Raw genomic sequence first — 17,241 nt, 5'->3', positions numbered from 1 at the left:
GAGCTTTCGCCGTGTGTGCCCCCACGCCCGCGGTTCCAGTTCAACCACAACGAAAGCAAACAGGAGCAATTGTGGCTGTCAAGATCCGTCTGAAGCGTCTCGGTAAGATCCGTGCGCCCTACTACCGCATCGTCGTCGCCGACTCGCGCACCAAGCGCGATGGTCGTGTCCTCGAGGAGATCGGTCAGTACCACCCGACCGAGGAGCCCTCGGTCATCAAGATCGAGTCCGAGCGTGCGCTCTACTGGCTCGGCGTCGGCGCGCAGCCGACCGAGCAGGTCGCGGCCCTCCTCAAGCTGACCGGCGACTGGGCCAAGTTCAAGGGCGAGAAGGACACCGAGTCCAAGGTCAAGGTCGCCGAGCCGAAGCCGGCCTTCCAGGTCGACTCCTCGAAGAAGGCCGTGCTCAAGCCGAAGTCGGAGAAGACGGCTCCCGCCGCCAAGGCCGACGACGCCGAGACCGCCGACGAGACGACCGAGGCGTAGTCCTTGCTCGAATCCGCGCTGACGCACCTCGTCAAGGGGATCGTCGATCACCCTGACGACGTGCGCGTCGCCAGCTCCACCTCCCCACGCGGCGAGGTCCTCGAGGTGCGCGTGCACCCCGAGGACCTCGGCCGCGTGATCGGTCGCGCCGGGCGCACCGCCAAGGCGCTCCGCACGCTCGTCACGGCCCTGGCCGACGGCAAGCGCGTGCGGGTCGACGTGGTGGACACCGATTCCTAGGGAGACGACCCAGCTCCGGGTGGGTCGAATCACGAAGGCGCACGGGCTCAAGGGCGGCATCAAGCTCGAGCTCTACACCGACGACCCGGATCGTCGGTTCACCCCGGGCGCCACCTTCACGCTCCAGGTCCCCGACGACTCACCGTGGTCGGGCAAGACCCTCGAGCTCGACGAACTCCGCTGGTACAACGGTCACCCCGTCGCGTTCTTCGCCGGGATCGACGACCGCACCGCGGCCGAGTCCCTGGCCCGCATCATCCTCTGGGTCGAGCAGGACGCCGACGCCGAGACCGGCGAGGACGACGCCTGGTACGACCACCAGCTCGTCGGGCTGAAGGTCCTGCGTGACGGCGTCGAGGTCGGCACCGTCGCCCGTGTGGACCACATGCCCGCCCAGGACCTGCTCGCGATCGACACGCCGTCCCGCGGCGAGGTCCTCGTGCCGTTCGTCTCGGCCATCGTGCCCGCGGTCGACATCGCGGCCGGCACCGTCACGGTCACGCCGCCGCAGGGCCTGTTCGAGGATCCCGAGGACACCTCGCGCCCCGAGACGGTCACGGACTAGTCCCCGTGCGGATCGACATCGTCACGATCTTCCCGGAGTTCTTCTCCGTGCTGGACGTGTCCCTGCTCGGCAAGGCCCGCTCCGGCGGGCTGCTCGACCTGCACGTGCACGACCTGCGATCGTGGACCACCGACCGGCACCGCACCGTCGACGACACCCCGTACGGCGGTGGCGCCGGCATGGTGATGAAGCCGGAGCCGTGGGCGCAGGCGCTCGAGGCGCTCTTCCGCCCCGACGGCTCGTCGACCCTGGTGGTCCCGACGCCGGCCGGCACGCCCTTCACACAGTCGATCGCGCGGTCCCTCGCGTCGACGTCGGAGCACCTCGTGTTCGCCTGCGGGCGGTACGAGGGCATCGACGCCCGCGTCTTCGAGTGGGCGTCGTCGCGCGCCACCGTCGTCGAGCTCTCGCTCGGCGACTACGTGCTGAACGGCGGCGAGGTCGCCGCGATGGCGATGATCGAGGCCGTCGGTCGACTCGTCCCCGGCGTCGTCGGCAACCCCGAGTCGCTGGTCGAGGAGTCCCACGAGGACGGCCTGCTCGAGTACCCCTCGTACACCAAGCCCGCGTCGTGGCGCGGCCTCGACGTCCCCGACGTCCTGCTCAGCGGGCACCACGCCCGCGTCGGTGCCTGGCGGCACGAGCAGCAGCTGGAGCGGACGCGGCGCGTCCGTCCGGACCTGCTGCCCGACGCGTAGAGTCACCCGTCTCGCGAAAGCGACAGATCTCCGCGGAACATCCGCGGAGATCTGTCGCTTTCGCTGTTGTGACGGTCCGCGGGCCGCGAGATCTGACGCTTCCGTGGGGTGGGGGCGACGCGTGACGGACTGGAGGTGCGGTGCCAGCTGGTGCCGCGCCTCCAGGCTCGCTACTGGTCGCGCTGGGCGCGACGCAGGGTCAGGACCTCGGGGCCGGCCTCGGTGACCGCGACCGTGTGCTCGACGTGCGCGGCACGCGATCCGTCGACACTGCGCAGCGTCCAGCCGTCGTCGTCCTGGTAGAGCTCGTCGGTGGTCTGCATGAGCCACGGCTCGATCGCGACGACCAGACCCGGCCGGAGCTTCAGGCCGCGACCCGGACGGCCGTCGTTCGGCACGTGCGGGTCCCCGTGCATCGTGCGACCGACGCCGTGCCCGCCGAACTGCAGGTTCACGTCGTGACCGGCCTGGTGCGCCACGTGACCGATGGCGTGCGAGACGTCGCCGAGCTTGTTGCCGGGAGCCGCCTGGGCGATGCCGGCGGCCAGTGCCCGTTCGACCGTGGCGATCAGTGCCTGGTCCTCGTCGCGCGGGGTGCCGACCTGGACGCTGACGGCGGAGTCCGCGACCCAGCCGTCCACGCTCGCGGCGAAGTCCAGGCTCACCAGGTCGCCGTCCTGCAGGGTACGGTCGTGCGGCAGGCCGTGCAGGGCGGCGTCGTTGACCGAGGTGCAGAGGTTCTTGCCGAACGGCGACATGCCGAACGACGGGTGGTAGTCGACGTAGCAGCTCTCCGCCCCGCGTTCGGCGATCATCCGGGCCGCGACGCGGTCGAGGTCGAGCAGGTTGACGCCGACGTCGACGGTCTCGAGCAGCTCGTCCAGGACGTCGGCCACGAACCGGCCGGCGACGCGCAGTCCGTCCAGCTCGGCGGGGGTGCGGAGTTCGATCATGGGTCCATCCTCGTCGTTTTGTCTCCAGCGCTCTCTGTGGCAGTATTGAACGCTGTGCCCTGGCTGGACTCTGCCACGGGGGAGTCGCCGACACCGGGCACGCACCACCACTTTCCGAACCTTCGATCCGCGGCGACCCGTGCGCGTCCGCAGAGAGTGAAACCCACCATGAGCCAGCTCCTCGACAACGTCGACGCAGCATCGCTGCGTACCGACGTCCCGGACTTCCGTCCCGGCGACACCATCAAGGTGCACGTCAACATCATCGAAGGCACGCGCTCGCGTATCCAGGTCTTCCAGGGAGTCGTCATCGGCCGTCAGGGCCACGGCATCGGCGAGACCTTCAAGGTCCGCAAGGTGAGCTTCCAGGTCGGCGTCGAGCGCTGGTTCCCGGTGCACTCGCCGATCATCGACCACATCGAGATCGTCACCAAGGGTGACGTCCGTCGTGCGAAGCTCTACTACCTGCGCGAGCTCCGCGGCAAGGCGGCCCGCCGCAAGATCAAGGAGAAGCGCGACGCCTGATCGCCTTCACAGTGAACGTCCGCGAGCCGGACGCCGCTGCGAGCCCCTCGTCCATGTACGGTTGTGCATCGACGGGGGGCTCTCCCCATTTGCGGGGAGTCAGTGGTTCGAACGAGAGCGGAAATGACGGACACGACAGAGGATTCCGGGCGCAGGCCACGTGCCGAGAAGCAACGGAACGGTGTCCTCACATTCCTCCGCGACCTCGTCATCATCTTCATCGCGGCACTGCTCGTGTCGTTCCTGGTGAAGACGTTCCTGATCCGGTCGTTCTACATCCCGTCGGCGTCGATGGAGAACACGCTCCAGATCAACGACCGCGTCATCGTGAACGAGCTCGTCCCCGGCGCCGTGGCACTGAAGCGGGGAGACGTCGTCGTCTTCAAGGACCCGGGCGGTTGGCTCACCGGGTCCGAGGTGCCGAGCGTCACGCCGGACACCCAGCCCGCGAAGGCCATCGACTGGGCACTGACCCAGGTCGGTCTCGGCACCGGTGACAGCGACGACCACCTGATCAAGCGCGTCATCGGTCTGCCCGGTGACAAGGTGTCCTGCTGCAACGACCTCGGGCAGATGTCGGTGAACGGTGTGCCGATCAAGGAGCCGTACCTGAAGCTCCCCGCCGGCGCCCCGGCCTCGGCGACCGACTTCTCGGTCACCGTGCCGAAGGGCACCATCTGGGTGATGGGCGACAACCGGAACGACTCGAAGGACTCCCGGTACAACGGCGACACCCCGTCGAAGGGCTTCGTCCCGATGTCCGACGTCACGGGTCGCGCGTTCGTCATCTCGTGGCCGGCGAGCCGCTGGACGTGGCTCGACGACCACCCCGAGGTGTTCGCCGGCGTGGAGGAGCGCGACGAGTGACCGCCGTCCGTCCGTCGCTCCGGCTCGAGAAACGTCTGCTCGCCGAGGGCCGCGTGACGGTCATCGGCATGGACGAGGTCGGCCGTGGCGCCATCGCCGGTCCGGTCGGCGTCGGTGTGGCCGCGGTGACGCTCGACATCGGTCGTGTGCCCCAGGGGCTCGCGGACTCGAAGCTGCTGTCGGAGGCGCGCCGGACCGACCTCGTGCCCGTCGTGCAGCGCTGGGCGCGCACGGCGGTCGGCATGGCCTCGGCGGACTTCGTCGACCAGCAGGGCATCGTGCCCGCTCTCGGTGCAGCCGGTGCGCAGGCGCTCGGCTCCCTGGTCGCCGACGGGGTGTCCCTCGACGGCGCGGTGGTGGTGCTCGACGGCTCGTTCGACTGGTTGAGCCGTGCGCTGCCCGCGTCGCTCCGTCCGGCCGCCGACCCGCTCGAGGTCGTCGTCCGGGTCAAGGCCGACCGCGACTGCGCCTCGGTGGCCGCGGCGTCCGTGGTGGCCAAGGTCGCTCGTGACGCGCTCATGATCTCCGCGCACGACGAGGCTCCGCACTACGGGTGGGTGTCGAACAAGGGCTACGGGTCGACGGCGCACTACGACGCGATCCGGGCGATCGGGGCGCACGCGCTGCACCGGAAGTCGTGGCTGCACCAGGCCTCGAGCGTCGCGCTGGACGGGTTCGACGAACTCGACGCCCTCGCCGGTTGAGCCCGTCGTCCGCACGGGCCTCCGTCGCCGTAGACTGTGGGCGCAATGGATGAGGACGAATTCGACGACTACGACCGCGAGGTCGAGCTGGCCCTGTACCGCGAGTACCGCGACGTGGTGTCGCAGTTCCGTTACGTGGTCGAGACGGAGCGCCGTTTCTACCTGGCGAACGAGGTCGAACTCGTGCGCCGTGACACGGAGCACGACTTCTACTTCGAACTGACGATGAACGACGTCTGGGTCTGGGACGTCTACCGTTCCGACCGGTTCGTCAAGGGTGTCCGGGTACTCACGTTCAAGGACGTGAATGTCGAGGAACTCACGACGCGGGAACTCGAACTGCCGAAGGAACTCGCACTCGACGAGTGATCGTCAATTTCCTTTCTCCTGCTTCTTTCTCGGTGAATCGCCGCTGATCCGGACCGCCAGGGAAATGTGCGCGCTATTCTGATGGGGAAATAACCGCCCCACGAACAGGAGCACCCCATGGCACAGAAGGTCACCGTCCAGCTCGTCGACGACCTCGACGATTCCCCCATCACCACCGGTGAAGGCCGGACGGTCGAATTCGCGTTCGACGGCTCGTCGTACGAGATCGACCTGTCGAACGACAACGTCGACAAGTTCCGCGAGGCGATCTCCGACTACATCGCCGCAGCGCGCAAGGTCTCCGGTCGTCGCACCGGCGGCGGGTCCGCGCCGAAGTCCGCCCCGAAGCGCGGCAACTCCGAAGAACTCGGCAAGATCCGCGAGTGGGCCAAGGAGAACGGGTACGAGGTCTCCTCCCGCGGGCGCATCTCGACGCAGGTGCAGGAAGCCTACGCAGCAGCGCACTGACGCTCGTCGCAGCGGGACCCGGGTGATCTCGATCGCCCGGGTCCTTCTTCTTTCCTCCACAGGGGCAATTCGTCCGCACTGATTCCACAGACTCTCCGAGTTCGCCGAACGGTGTGTGCGTTCCGGAGATCGTTGTCGTGGAGGCAACGACATGGAACAAGACGTGCAACGAGCACCGGGGCGGTCGCTCCGGAACGGCCGACTCGGACGATTCGGTGAAGAGCGAGCGGTGGCCTGGCTCGAAGCCCGGGGATTCCGCGTGCTCGAGCGGAACTGGCGATGTGCGCGCGGTGAGATCGACATCGTCGCGTGGGATTCCTGCACGCTCGCCTTCATCGAGGTGAAGACCCGTTCCGGTGCCGCCACCGGTCACCCGTTCGAGGCGATCACGGCGGCGAAGCTCACCCGGATGCGGCGACTCGTGCCCGAGTGGTTCGACGCGCATCCCGGGGTCTCGGCGCGCGCGGTCCGGGTGGACGTCGTCGCGGTCCACGTCGACGGGCCCCGCACGGTCGTCGAGCACCTGGCTGGTGTCCTGTGACGGGCATCGGGCGCGCTGCCGCGGTCGCGCTGCTCGGGGTCACCGGTCGGCGGATCGAGGTCGAAGCGCACCTGACCAGTCAGCTCCCGGCGTTCAGCATCATCGGTCTGCCCGACACCTCGTTGGGTGAGGCACGGGAACGTGTGCGATCCGCGGCGGAGAACGCGGGGTGCCCGCTGCCCGCCCGCCGGATCACCGTGAACCTGACCCCGGCGGCGATCCCGAAACGCGGTTCGGGGTTCGACCTCGCCATCGCGATGGCCGTGCTCGCCGGTGCCGGTCTCGCGCCGGACGTCTCGGAGCGCATCGTCTACATCGGCGAGCTCGGCCTCGACGGGCGGGTGCGTCCGGTCCCCGGCGTGATCCCGATGTTGATCGCCGCGCGCGACGCCGGTGTGGACCGCGTCGTGCTGCCCGTCGGCAACCTGACCGAGGCCCGTGTGGTCGGCGGGGTCCGGATCCGGGGCGTGGACTCGTTGCGGGCGGCGGCGATCGACGCCGGGGCGCTCCTACCGACGGTCGAGGTCGACCCGGTGCTGCCGGTCCCGGTCACGGCTGTGCCGCGTCCCGTAGCCGAGCTGTCGGACGTCGTGGGGAACCCGGTCGGCGTCCGAGCACTCATCGCCGCGGCGGCCGGTGGACACCATGCCCTGCTGCTCGGGCCGCCGGGCGCCGGCAAGACCATGCTCGCCGAACGGCTGCCCGGGTTGCTGCCCGACCTCGACGACGAGACCGCGCTCGAGGTCGCCGCAGTCCGGTCCGTCGCTGGGCTGGGCCCCGCGTCGTGGAGCACGAAGCCACCGTGGGAAGCCCCGCACCACTCCGCGTCGGCGGTGTCGCTCATCGGCGGTGGGTCCGGGGTCCTGCGCCCCGGAGCGGTGTCGCGCGCCACCGGGGGCATCCTGTTCCTCGACGAGGCGCCGGAGTTCCCGCGGGCCGTGCTCGACGCGCTCCGGCAACCGCTCGAGTCCGGGCGGATCACGATCCACCGTGCGGCGGGAGCGGCCGAGTTCCCCGCACGCTGCCAGGTCGTCCTGGCGGCGAACCCCTGCCCGTGCGGCAACGCCGGTGGTGCGCACGGGCAGCCGTGCGAGTGCTCACCGAGCACCGTCCGCCGGTACCTCGGCCGCATGTCCGGGCCGCTGCTCGACCGGATGGACATCCGGGTGCTGGTGCCCCGGGTGACGACGGGTCGGATGCGGGAGGCGGACGGCAGCACCCCGACGACGGCGCTGGCGCGTGCGGCGGTCGCGGCAGCACGAGCCCGGATGGCGGAGCGACTGCACGGCACAGGATGGACGCGCAACGCCGAGGTCACCGGGACGTGGCTCCGAGCCGAGGGGCGAATCGAACCCGGGTCGACGGCGGACCTCGACCGCGCACTCGACCTCGGGACCCTGACGATGCGCGGGTGGGACCGTGTGATGCGACTGGCGTGGACGCTCGCCGACCTCGACGCGGTGGAGCGGCCCACGGGTGCGCACGTCCGCGGCGCCTTGGCCCTGCGGAGCGCGCTGTGATGCTGGCGGGCACGGAGCTCCTCGACACGGTGGCGCGCCTGCTGGGACGGAGCGGTGCCGCGGTGGATCCGGTGCAGGCCGCGGCACGGGTCGCCTGGTCGGCCATCGTCGAACCGGGGGACTCCGTCGCCGGAGAGCTCCTCACCGGCCTCGGACCGGAACGTGCGCTCGGTGCGGTGCTGCTCGCCGCGGACGGAGACTTCGATTCGCTGCTGGGATGTTGCGTCGACGCCGAGGTGCCGGGTGCGGAGGACCCAGCGGTGCTGCTCGGCGTGCTGCAGACCGCGGTGGAACGCTGGCGGCCCCGATTGGCCGCTGTCGAGGTGGGCGACGTGCTCGCGGCGGCCGGTGCGGTCGGAGCCGGACTGCTGGTCCCCGAGAGCGACGGGTGGCCGCCCGCGATGGACGACCTCGGGCCGCACGCCCCGGTGGTCCTCTGGACGCGCAGCACGGGTGCGCGCCTCGGCGACGGGACGCCGGCGCTGGGCGTCGTGGGGTCCCGGGCGAACACGGTGGCCGGTGCCGAGGCCGCGGCGGAGATCACCTCGACGTCTGCGGACGCGGGATTCCTCATCGTGAGCGGGGGTGCCTACGGCATCGACGCGGTGGCGCACCGTGTCGCCGTCGCCGCCGGGACGCCCACGGTCGCCGTCCTGGCGGGTGGCATCGACCAGCTCTACCCGGTGGGCAACGCGCAGCTGCTCCACAACGTGGCGCGGCAGGGGGCGCTGCTCGCTGAGTCGGCACCGGGGACGCGACCGACGCGGTGGCGTTTCCTCGCCCGGAACCGGCTGATCGCCGCGCTGGCCGACGTCACGGTCGTGGTCGAAGCGGGTGCCCGGTCCGGGGCGCTCAACACGGCCCACCACGCAGCGCAGCTCGGCCGGCCGGTGTTCGCGGTCCCGGGAGCGTTCGCGTCCTCGGCATCGGTCGGGTGCCACCGGCTCATCGCGCAGGGGCGGGCGCAGATCGTCGTGCACCCCGGCGATCCGGTCGCGGCGGCGAGACCGGCGACCGGGACGAGCGGGGGAGCGGTGCCGGACGAACCGCTCCTGTCCGGTCGGCAGGACCCCGAGGTGCTCCGGGTGCTCGACGCGCTCGGTCGTCGCGCTCTGCCCGAAGCCGAGATCGCCCGTCGGGCAGGCATGTCGACGGCCGACGTCGCCGACGCGCTCGCCCTGGCGCAGCTGCAGGGACTCGTCGTCGCGAGCGGCGGCGGGTGGGGGCGGGCATGACGGTCGACAGCCGTACGCTGACGTCGTGGTTGCGCGGACGGACGGTCGACTGGTGATGGCGGTGGACGCCTTCCTCGGGCATGCCCGGCACGCGCGGGGCCTCAGCGAGCAGACCCTGCGCGCGTACGCCAACGACCTCGAGCAGCTCGTGGCCTTCGCGGACACCCGAGGGGTCGACCGCGTCGCCGACGTCGAGCTCGAGCTCCTCCGTGACTGGCTGTGGGACGCCGACCACCGGGGGCTCGCCCGGTCGACGATCGCTCGGCGGTCCTCGTCCGTGCGGGCGTTCACGCGTTGGGCGAGCGAGACCGGGGTGACGACGACCGACGCCGGGGTCCGGCTCCGTGCACCGAAGGGCGGGGCGCACCTTCCCCGCGTCGTGTCGGCCGACCAGGTGCGCGCCCTGCTCGACGGGCTCGGTGCCCGAGCGGCGACGGACGACCCGGCGGCGCTGCGGGACCTGGCCCTGGTCGAGCTCCTGTACGCCGCGGCCATCCGGGTCAGCGAACTCGTCGGGATCGACGTGACCGACGTCGATCGCGGACGCCTGACCGTGCGGGTGCTCGGCAAGGGCGGAAAGGAACGCGTGGTGCCGTTCGGGGTGCCGGCACGGGACGCACTCGAGGCGTGGCTCGAGCGCGGACGGCCCGCCCTCGCAGCACGGGCGGAGGGACCGGCAGGCACGGCGCTGTTCCTCGGCGACCGTGGCGCCCGACTCGGCGTCCGCAGTGCCTACCGCGTGGTGGCGCGGTTGCTCGGTGACCTGCCGGGCGAGGGCCCGAGCGGGCCGCACACCTTCCGGCACACCGCGGCGACGCACCTGCTCGACGGGGGAGCGGACCTGCGCGCGGTGCAGGAGCTCCTCGGTCACGCCAGCCTCGGCACGACGCAGATCTACACGCACGTGTCGTCGGCCCGGCTGCGCGAGGTCTACCGGACGGCGCACCCGCGCGCCTGACGGCTGGCCGACGTGCGTCCCGGTCGGTGCCCGGTCAGTTTCCGGTCAGTTTCGGTCGGCCTCCGGGGGGGGGGGGCTTCGCTCATCCGGGCCAGGCCGACTCGGGCAGGAGGACCGGCCACTCGGCTGGTGGCAGGTACGCCATCGGGTCGACGTAGCGACCGTCGACGCGAGCACCGAGGTGCAGGCACGGTGCCGACGCCGGACAGTGCCCGACCGAGACGCGCCCGACCGGCGCGCCCTGCACGACCTCGTCCCCGGCGGCGACCAGGGGTGTCACCGAGTCGAGCGTGCTGACCAGCCCGTCGCCGTGGTCGATCGTCACGACGGTGCGGCCGCCGACCGGGCCGGCGAACGCCACGGTGCCGTCGTCCACCGCCGAGGCAGTGCTGCCGAGGGCTGCCGAGACGTCGAGGCCCCGGTGGCCGGAGGCGTAGTCCGAGGACGGTGCTTCCCACGCGCGCTCGACCACCCGCGATCCGGTGGGCCAGACCCAGCGAGCCTCGACCCGGCCCGAGTCGATCGCAGTGCGCACCGACGCCCCGGCTCCCGTCGACGGCACGGCACCGAACACCGCCGTCCCGCCCAGCACCGTCCCGCTCAGCACGGTCACGCTCAGCACCGCCGCGCACACCACGGACAGCAGGACGGGACGTGCGTTCGATCGCATGTCCCCAGCCTGGGCGGTGGAATCCGGCCCCGGGGCGGGCGTGGGCGATCCGTGGAGGGGGAGTCGCGCCTCCAGGCTTGGGGAGGAACGTGCCGAGGACGGAAACGACAGAACCGACGTCGTACGACGGCGACAGTGTCGTTCCGCGTCGGCGCGCAAGCCCCGCGCCGTCCCGATCACGCCCCGGTTATGACCAGATCCCGAGCGAGGAGTACAGTCGGGGCCGCTCCGGAACACGCAACGCCGCTCGGACGGCGAACCAGCCGACCGCCGGGGCACCGTGCTGCACAACTGCACGGCGGCAGAACCCAGGAGCATCGTGTCCACCACGACCACCGGGCACGGCGAAGACCGTGCGTTCAAGGGGAAGGTCACCCTGTTCGCCATCGCGGCGGCGGTCGGTGGCTTCCTGTTCGGCTTCGACTCGTCCGTCATCAACGGCGCCGTCGACGCGATCAAGGGCGAGTTCAACCTCTCCGACGCGGCCAGCGGCTTCGCGGTCGCATCGGCCCTGATCGGTTGCGCGTTCGGCGCCTACTTCGCCGGCCGCCTCGCCGACCGTTACGGCCGCACCCGGATCATGTTCTGGGCCGCCGTGCTGTTCTTCGTCTCGTCGATCGGTTCGGCGTTCGCGTTCGCGACGTGGGACCTCGTGATCTGGCGTCTCGTCGGCGGTCTCGGCATCGGTACCGCCTCGGTCATCGCACCGGCGTACATCTCCGAGGTCTCCCCGAAGGCGATCCGCGGGCGGCTGGCCTCGTTCCAGCAGCTGGCGATCACGCTCGGTATCTTCGCCGCGCTCCTGTCCGATCAGCTCTTCGCCGTCACCGCGGGCAGCGCCTCGGCCGAGGTCTGGGGCCTGGCCGCCTGGCGCTGGATGTTCCTGGTCGGGGTGATCCCCTCGGTCGTCTACGGCGTCCTGGCGATCACGCTGCCGGAGTCCCCGCGCTACCTGCTCACCAAGGGCCGTGCTGACGATGCGCGCGTCGTGATGGGCAAGATCGTCCCGCGCGACACCGTGAACACGAGCCTGGAGGAGATCCAGGACGGCATCAAGAAGGAAGCCAACGAGAAGAAGGGCTCCATCCGGGGCAACCGCTTCGGGCTCCAGCCGATCGTCTGGGTGGGCATCATCCTGGCCGTGCTGCAGCAGTTCGTCGGCATCAACGTGATCTTCTACTACTCGACGACGCTCTGGCAGGCCGTCGGCTTCAAGGAGGAGGACTCGTTCCTCATCTCCACGATCACCTCGGTGGTCAACGTCGCCGTCACCTTCGTGGCGATCTTCCTGGTCGACAAGGTCGGCCGCAAGCCGCTGCTCGTCGCCGGTTCCGCGGGCATGTTCGTCTCGCTCACCATGGTCGCCATCGCGTTCTCGCAGGCGACGATCGTCGACGGCAGCCCGAGCCTCCCCGGCTCGTGGGGCGTCATCGCGCTGATCTTCGCGAACCTCTTCGTGGTGTCCTTCGGCGCCACGTGGGGTCCGCTCATGTGGGTCCTGCTCGGCGAGATGTTCCCGAACCGCATCCGTGCCACGGCGCTCGGCATCGGCTCGGCCGCCAACTGGATCGCGAACTTCATCGTGACGATCTCGTTCCCGGTGCTGTCCGGCTTCAACCTGACGGTCACCTACGGCATCTACGCGCTGTTCGCGCTGCTGTCGCTGTTCTTCGTCATCGCCAAGATCCCGGAGACCAAGGGCCGCTCGCTCGAGGAGATGGGCATCTCCGCCGACGGCGACACGGTGGACGCCAAGGCCTGATCGGCCGGTCGCGTACCGCGTCCGTTCCGCACGGATCGCCGGACAGGAGGCCCGGATCACGTCAGCCGCGAGGCGCGCGTGATCCGGGCCTCCCTTCTGTTAGCATCTATCCAGCAGCGTGCTGATGCGCGCTGACTTCGCGTGTCCACCAGGCCCTCACGGGCTCGGTACCCGACCACCGGTCCCGCTCTCACGAGCGGGCGGTCGCGTGCCAGGACACCAGGGACCACGACCGACGGTCGTGATCGACACAACCGCAACAGGTCCGCAGCGACGTGCGAGAGCACGGCTGCGCGCCGAGAACGCAGAAGGAGGACGGCACATGGCCGTCGTCACCATCCGCCAGCTGCTCGACAGCGGCGTCCACTTCGGACACCAGACCCGTCGGTGGAACCCGAAGGTGAAGCGCTTCATCCTCGCCGAGCGCTCGGGCATCCACATCATCGACCTGCAGCAGTCGCTGGCCTTCATCGACCGCGCGTACGACTTCGTCAAGGAGACGGTCGCGCACGGTGGCACGATCCTCTTCGTGGGCACCAAGAAGCAGGCGCAGGGCTCCATCGCCGAGCAGGCGACCCGCGTCGGCCAGCCGTACGTCAACCAGCGTTGGCTCGGCGGTCTGCTCACGAACTTCCAGACGGTTTCCAAGCGCCTCGCGCGCATGAAGGAGCTCGAGGAGATCGACTTCGACGACACGACGAAGGGCTTCACCAAGAAGGAGCTCCTCATCAAGAAGCGCGAGCTGGACAAGCTCCACAAGACCCTCGGTGGTATCCGCAACCTCACGCGGACCCCGAGCGCGCTCTGGATCGTCGACACCAAGAAGGAGCACCTCGCCGTCGACGAGGCGCAGAAGCTCGGTATCCCGATCATCGGCATCCTCGACACCAACTGCGACCCCGACGAGATCACGTACCCGATCCCGGGCAACGACGACGCGATCCGCTCCGTCGGCCTCCTGACCCGCATCGTCGCCGACGCCGCGGCCGAGGGCCTGAAGACCCGCCACAACGGTGGCGACGAGGACGAGGCCAGCGAGCCCCTCGCCGAGTGGGAGCAGGAGCTCCTCGGTGGCGAGACCGCCGCCACGACCGAGGCGCCCGCCGCCCCCGTCGAGGAGAACGACGCTGACGCGCAGGTCGCCGCGAAGGAGATCGGCGAGCCGATCGCCGACGAGGCGAAGAACGCGGAGCCGACGGCCGAGGCCGAGGCAGCCGCGGAGACCACCCCCGCCGAGTGAGTCGCCGGGGCGCCGGACCCCACCGGGTCCGGCGCCCCGACTGCACTCCACTCTCCACACACGTACAGTCCAGAAAGGACTCCAGTCAATGGCAAACTTCACCGCTGCTGACGTGAAGAAGCTCCGCGAGGACCTCGGCGCCGGCATGATGGACGCGAAGAACGCGCTCGTCGAGGCCGACGGCGACTACGACAAGGCCGTCGAGCTGCTCCGCATCAAGGGTGCCAAGGCCGTCGCCAAGCGCGACGACCGTGCCACCTCCGAGGGTGTCGTCGTCGCGACCTCCGAGAACGGCGCCGCCACGGTCGTCGAGCTCGCGAGCGAGACCGACTTCGTCGCGAAGAACGAGAAGTTCACGACCCTCGCCGACAAGGTGCTGGGCGCGGTCGCCGCTGCCGGTGCCGCCGACGTCGCTGCCGCCAACGCCGCACCGCTGGACGGCAAGACCGTCCTCGAGGTCGTCAACGAGTCGGCTGCCGCGCTGGGCGAGAAGCTCGAGGTCCGCACGGTCCGCCGTGTCGAGGGCTCGGCCTTCGAGATCTACCTGCACAAGACCAGCCAGGACCTGCCGCCGCAGATCGCCGTCGTCATCGCGTACGAGGGTGACAACGCCGCCGAGGCACGTTCGATCGCCCAGCACGTCGCGTTCGCGAACCCGACGTACCTGACCCGCGACGAGGTCCCGGCCGAGGCCATCGAGAAGGAGCGTGCGACCGTCGAGGCGATCACGCGCGAAGAGGGCAAGCCCGAGGCTGCGCTCCCGAAGATCGTCGAGGGCCGGGTGAACGCCTACATCAAGCAGGTGTCGCTCCTCGACCAGGACTACGCGAAGGACAACAAGATCTCCGTCGCGAAGGCCGCCGAGAACGCCGGCATCACGATCCAGGGCTTCGCCCGCGTCAAGGTCGGCGCGTAACGAACCCGTGACGGGGTCAGGAACCAACCAGGTTCCTGGCCCCGTTTTTCGCGCGCGCCGGCACGACACGCGCGCGACACATCCGCGAGTACATTTCCACGAGACCACGACGAAGGGTGCGGACCAGATGACCGACGAGAAGACCGGACGACGCCGCGTTCTGCTGAAGCTGTCGGGAGAGGCGTTCGGCGCTGGCTCCCTCGGGGTGAACCCCGACGTGATCGGCACCATCGCCAAGGAGATCGCCGTCGCCGCGCGCGAGGTCGAGATCGCGATCGTCGTCGGCGGGGGCAACTTCTTCCGCGGAGCCGAGCTCTCGCAGCGCGGCATGGACCGCGGGCGCGCCGACTACATGGGCATGCTCGGCACGGTGATGAACGCACTCGCGCTGCAGGACTTCCTCGAGCAGGCGGGCGCTGCGACCCGCGTGCAGTCCGCGATCGCGATGACCCAGGTCGCGGAGCCGTACATCCCGCGGCGCGCCGAGCGGCACCTCGAGAAGGGCCGGGTCGTCATCTTCGGCGCCGGTGCCGGACTGCCGTACTTCTCCACCGACACGGTGGCGGCGCAGCGTGCGCTCGAGATCAAGGCGGACGAGGTCCTCGTCGCCAAGAACGGCGTCGACGGCGTGTACACCGCCGACCCGAAGAAGGACGCCACCGCCGAGAAGCTGCACCACGTGACCTACCAGGACGCGCTGCTCAAGGGCCTCAAGGTCGTCGATGCCACCGCGTTCTCGCTCTGCATGGACAACGGCATGCCGATGCACGTCTTCGGCATGGAGGGCGACGGCAACGTCCAGGCCGCGATCCGTGGCGAGCGCATCGGCACCGTCGTCAGCAACTGACCCCCGGCGCTGACTAGACTCGACGCCAGTACCGAAGGAGTAACACCGTGATCAGTGATGTCCTGACCGAAGCCACCGAGAAGATGGCGAAGGCTGTCGAGGTCGCCAAGGACGACTTCTCGACCGTCCGCACCGGCCGCATCAACGCGGCACTCTTCCAGAAGATCCCGGTCGAGTACTACGGCACGCCGACGCCGCTCGCGCAGCTTGCGTCGCTGCAGACGCCCGAGGCCCGCACGCTCATCGTGACGCCGTACGACAAGACGGCGCTCAAGGAGATCGAGCGCGCGATCGCGACGTTCCCGAACCTCGGCGCCAGCCCGACGAACGACGGCGACATCGTCCGCGTGACGATCCCGGAGCTCACGAAGGACCGCCGCAAGGAGTTCGTCAAGCTCGTCCGGACGAAGGGCGAAGACCACAAGGTCGTCGTCCGGAACATCCGCCGCAAGGCCAAGGACGACCTCGACGCACTCAAGGGTGAGATCTCCGACGACGAGATCTCGCGCGGCGACAAGGACCTCGAGGCCCTGACGAAGAAGCACGTCGACCAGATCGACGAGTCGCTGAAGAAGAAGGAAGCCGAACTCCTCGAGGTCTGATGCGTCGCTCCGACCAGGGCGATGACCGCCCCACAGCAGAGCACGGGCCCGCGTCGAGCGGGCCCGTGAAGAAGGGGCTCCGTCAGGACTTCGATGCGCGCGCACGAGCGGCGCGCACCGACTTCGAGGCGCAGCTCCGCCAGCGCAAGGCCGACTTCGGCGCGCGCAACGAAGCGCTGACCGCGCGGACCGGGCGCAACCTGCCGGCGGCGATCGGCATCGCGCTCGCGTTCGCGGTCGTGATGCTCGGCACGCTGCTCCTCTGGCCGCCGTCCTTCATGGTCGTCGCGGCGTTCCTGCTGGGCGTCGGCGTCTACGAACTCACGAGCGCGATGCGGTTCGCCGGCCGCGACGTCCCGCGGATCCCGAGCGTCGCCGTCGCGATCGCGATCGTGCCGGCGGCGTTCCTGCTCGGCCAGGTCGCGGCGCTGTTCACCCTGCTCGGCGGCATCGTCCTGATCAGTGTCTGGCGACTGCTCGAGGTCGCCGTCGCGCGGCAGAAGCCCCCGGCCGGCAACGTCGCCCGAGACCTCACGAACGGGCTGTTCGTGCAGGCCTACATCTCGCTGCTCGGCGCGTGCGTCGTGCTGCTGTCCGCCCAGCCGGACGGCAACCTCTGGGTGATCGGGTTCATCCTCGTCGTCGTGGCGGTCGACACCGGTGCGTACGCCACCGGGCTGAACCTCGGCAAGCACCCGATGGCTCCCCGCATCAGCCCCAAGAAGACGTGGGAGGGCTTCGCCGGGTCCGTGGCAGCGAGCATCGTCGTCGGCATCCTGGTGGCCGTGTTCATGCTCGGGCTGCCCTGGTGGACCGGTGTCCTGCTCGGTGTGCTCATCTCCGGTTCGGCCACGCTCGGCGACCTGACCGAGTCGATGATCAAGCGCGACCTCGGCATCAAGGACATCTCGTCGTTCCTGCCCGGACACGGCGGCCTGCTCGACCGCATCGACAGCATCCTGCCGTCCGCCGCCGTCGCCTACGTGCTGTACCTGATCGTCAACCACTGACCGCTGTCGGGCCGGGCTGAACGCCGCACTCAGCGCGTCCAGGTTGTGCCACGGTCGGGGACTGGC

At 70.0% G+C, this 17,241-nt stretch carries 21 protein-coding genes; 19 read left to right on the top strand and 2 right to left on the bottom strand.

All coding sequences use genetic code 11. The features are described from left to right. Nucleotides 1-71 precede the first annotated feature (71 nt). From rpsP to trmD, 4 genes are read left to right on the top strand one after another with little or no spacing between them, the layout of a single operon-like run. Nucleotides 72-485 (top strand): 30S ribosomal protein S16, encoded by a 414-nt coding sequence (rpsP, locus tag DEJ19_RS11330; protein WP_027465884.1) that lies wholly within the window; start codon nt 72-74, stop codon nt 483-485. Between the two features lie 3 nt (nt 486-488). Continuing rightward, complete coding sequence (locus DEJ19_RS11325; protein WP_017888258.1) at nt 489-725, top strand: RNA-binding protein; 237 nt, start codon at nt 489-491, stop codon at nt 723-725. A 19-nt stretch (nt 726-744) separates the two neighbouring features. After that, the gene (gene rimM, locus DEJ19_RS11320) at nt 745-1,290 is read left to right on the top strand and encodes a ribosome maturation factor RimM (RefSeq protein ID WP_171907871.1); all 546 of its coding nucleotides are present in this window, start codon (nt 745-747) and stop codon (nt 1,288-1,290) included. Between the two features lie 5 nt (nt 1,291-1,295). Then, nucleotides 1,296-1,988: a tRNA (guanosine(37)-N1)-methyltransferase TrmD gene (gene trmD / locus DEJ19_RS11315; RefSeq protein ID WP_110863975.1), complete on the top strand. Its 693-nt coding sequence runs from the start codon at nt 1,296-1,298 to the stop codon at nt 1,986-1,988. 170 nt (nt 1,989-2,158) lie between these two features. Here the strand turns inward: trmD and map are convergent, their stop codons facing one another. Next, the gene (gene map / locus DEJ19_RS11310) at nt 2,159-2,941 is read right to left on the bottom strand and encodes a type I methionyl aminopeptidase (protein ID WP_110863976.1); all 783 of its coding nucleotides are present in this window, start codon (nt 2,939-2,941) and stop codon (nt 2,159-2,161) included. Nucleotides 2,942-3,109: 168 nt separating this feature from the next. Here map and rplS point away from each other — a divergent pair, with 168 nt between their 5' ends. The 9 genes from rplS (at nt 3,110) to DEJ19_RS11265 (ending at nt 10,128) form a co-directional block, all read left to right on the top strand. Further along, complete coding sequence (gene rplS, locus DEJ19_RS11305; protein ID WP_017888254.1) at nt 3,110-3,466, top strand: 50S ribosomal protein L19; 357 nt, start codon at nt 3,110-3,112, stop codon at nt 3,464-3,466. A gap of 123 nt (nt 3,467-3,589) precedes the next feature. Beyond that, nucleotides 3,590-4,333 (top strand): signal peptidase I, encoded by a 744-nt coding sequence (gene lepB / locus DEJ19_RS11300; RefSeq protein WP_027465880.1) that lies wholly within the window; start codon nt 3,590-3,592, stop codon nt 4,331-4,333. After that, nucleotides 4,330-5,037, top strand: coding sequence for a ribonuclease HII (rnhB, locus tag DEJ19_RS11295; RefSeq protein ID WP_110863977.1), 708 nt, complete (start codon nt 4,330-4,332; stop codon nt 5,035-5,037). Before lepB ends, rnhB begins: the two co-directional genes overlap by 4 nt. Before the next feature lie 45 nt (nt 5,038-5,082). After that, on the top strand, nt 5,083-5,406 hold the full coding sequence (locus DEJ19_RS11290; RefSeq protein ID WP_017888251.1) for a DUF2469 family protein: 324 nt from the start codon (nt 5,083-5,085) through the stop codon (nt 5,404-5,406). A gap of 117 nt (nt 5,407-5,523) precedes the next feature. After that, nucleotides 5,524-5,874 carry a histone-like nucleoid-structuring protein Lsr2 gene (locus tag DEJ19_RS11285; RefSeq protein WP_017888250.1) on the top strand — a complete coding sequence of 117 codons (351 nt, stop codon included), beginning with the start codon at nt 5,524-5,526 and terminating at the stop codon, nt 5,872-5,874. A gap of 163 nt (nt 5,875-6,037) precedes the next feature. Further along, the gene (locus tag DEJ19_RS11280) at nt 6,038-6,415 is read left to right on the top strand and encodes a YraN family protein (protein WP_258377383.1); all 378 of its coding nucleotides are present in this window, start codon (nt 6,038-6,040) and stop codon (nt 6,413-6,415) included. Beyond that, entirely contained in the window at nt 6,412-7,935 is a 1,524-nt protein-coding gene (locus DEJ19_RS11275) for a YifB family Mg chelatase-like AAA ATPase (RefSeq protein WP_111233054.1), read from the top strand. Before DEJ19_RS11280 ends, DEJ19_RS11275 begins: the two co-directional genes overlap by 4 nt. Then, nucleotides 7,935-9,170, top strand: coding sequence for a DNA-processing protein DprA (gene dprA, locus DEJ19_RS11270; protein ID WP_146250645.1), 1,236 nt, complete (start codon nt 7,935-7,937; stop codon nt 9,168-9,170). The genes DEJ19_RS11275 and dprA overlap by 1 nt, the downstream gene beginning before the upstream one ends. Before the next feature lie 25 nt (nt 9,171-9,195). Beyond that, entirely contained in the window at nt 9,196-10,128 is a 933-nt protein-coding gene (locus tag DEJ19_RS11265; RefSeq protein ID WP_375342291.1) for a tyrosine recombinase XerC, read from the top strand. 82 nt (nt 10,129-10,210) lie between these two features. On the opposite strand, the gene DEJ19_RS11260 is transcribed toward DEJ19_RS11265, so the two are convergent. Next, complete coding sequence (locus tag DEJ19_RS11260) at nt 10,211-10,798, bottom strand: murein hydrolase activator EnvC family protein (RefSeq protein ID WP_181441509.1); 588 nt, start codon at nt 10,796-10,798, stop codon at nt 10,211-10,213. 319 nt (nt 10,799-11,117) lie between these two features. Here DEJ19_RS11260 and DEJ19_RS11255 point away from each other — a divergent pair, with 319 nt between their 5' ends. From DEJ19_RS11255 to DEJ19_RS11230, 6 genes are all read left to right on the top strand, one after another. Next, complete coding sequence (locus DEJ19_RS11255; RefSeq protein ID WP_258367097.1) at nt 11,118-12,560, top strand: sugar porter family MFS transporter; 1,443 nt, start codon at nt 11,118-11,120, stop codon at nt 12,558-12,560. 322 nt (nt 12,561-12,882) lie between these two features. Further along, the gene (rpsB, locus tag DEJ19_RS11250) at nt 12,883-13,800 is read left to right on the top strand and encodes a 30S ribosomal protein S2 (protein WP_027465874.1); all 918 of its coding nucleotides are present in this window, start codon (nt 12,883-12,885) and stop codon (nt 13,798-13,800) included. Nucleotides 13,801-13,888: 88 nt separating this feature from the next. Further along, a complete protein-coding gene (gene tsf, locus DEJ19_RS11245) occupies nt 13,889-14,716 on the top strand; it encodes a translation elongation factor Ts (RefSeq protein ID WP_027465873.1) in 828 nt (275 codons plus the stop codon). 127 nt (nt 14,717-14,843) lie between these two features. After that, complete coding sequence (gene pyrH / locus DEJ19_RS11240) at nt 14,844-15,563, top strand: UMP kinase (protein WP_071406376.1); 720 nt, start codon at nt 14,844-14,846, stop codon at nt 15,561-15,563. Between the two features lie 47 nt (nt 15,564-15,610). Further along, nucleotides 15,611-16,165 carry a ribosome recycling factor gene (gene frr, locus DEJ19_RS11235; protein WP_027465871.1) on the top strand — a complete coding sequence of 185 codons (555 nt, stop codon included), beginning with the start codon at nt 15,611-15,613 and terminating at the stop codon, nt 16,163-16,165. Further along, complete coding sequence (locus DEJ19_RS11230) at nt 16,165-17,175, top strand: phosphatidate cytidylyltransferase (RefSeq protein ID WP_241660368.1); 1,011 nt, start codon at nt 16,165-16,167, stop codon at nt 17,173-17,175. The genes frr and DEJ19_RS11230 overlap by 1 nt, the downstream gene beginning before the upstream one ends. Nucleotides 17,176-17,241 lie beyond the last annotated feature (66 nt).

This window comes from Curtobacterium sp. MCSS17_016 (assembly GCF_003234255.2).
GTDB classification, from domain to species: Bacteria; Actinomycetota; Actinomycetes; order Actinomycetales; family Microbacteriaceae; genus Curtobacterium; species Curtobacterium flaccumfaciens.
The sequence above is the reverse complement of the archived record's forward strand: the minus strand, read 5'-3'. Positions and strand labels throughout refer to the sequence as shown.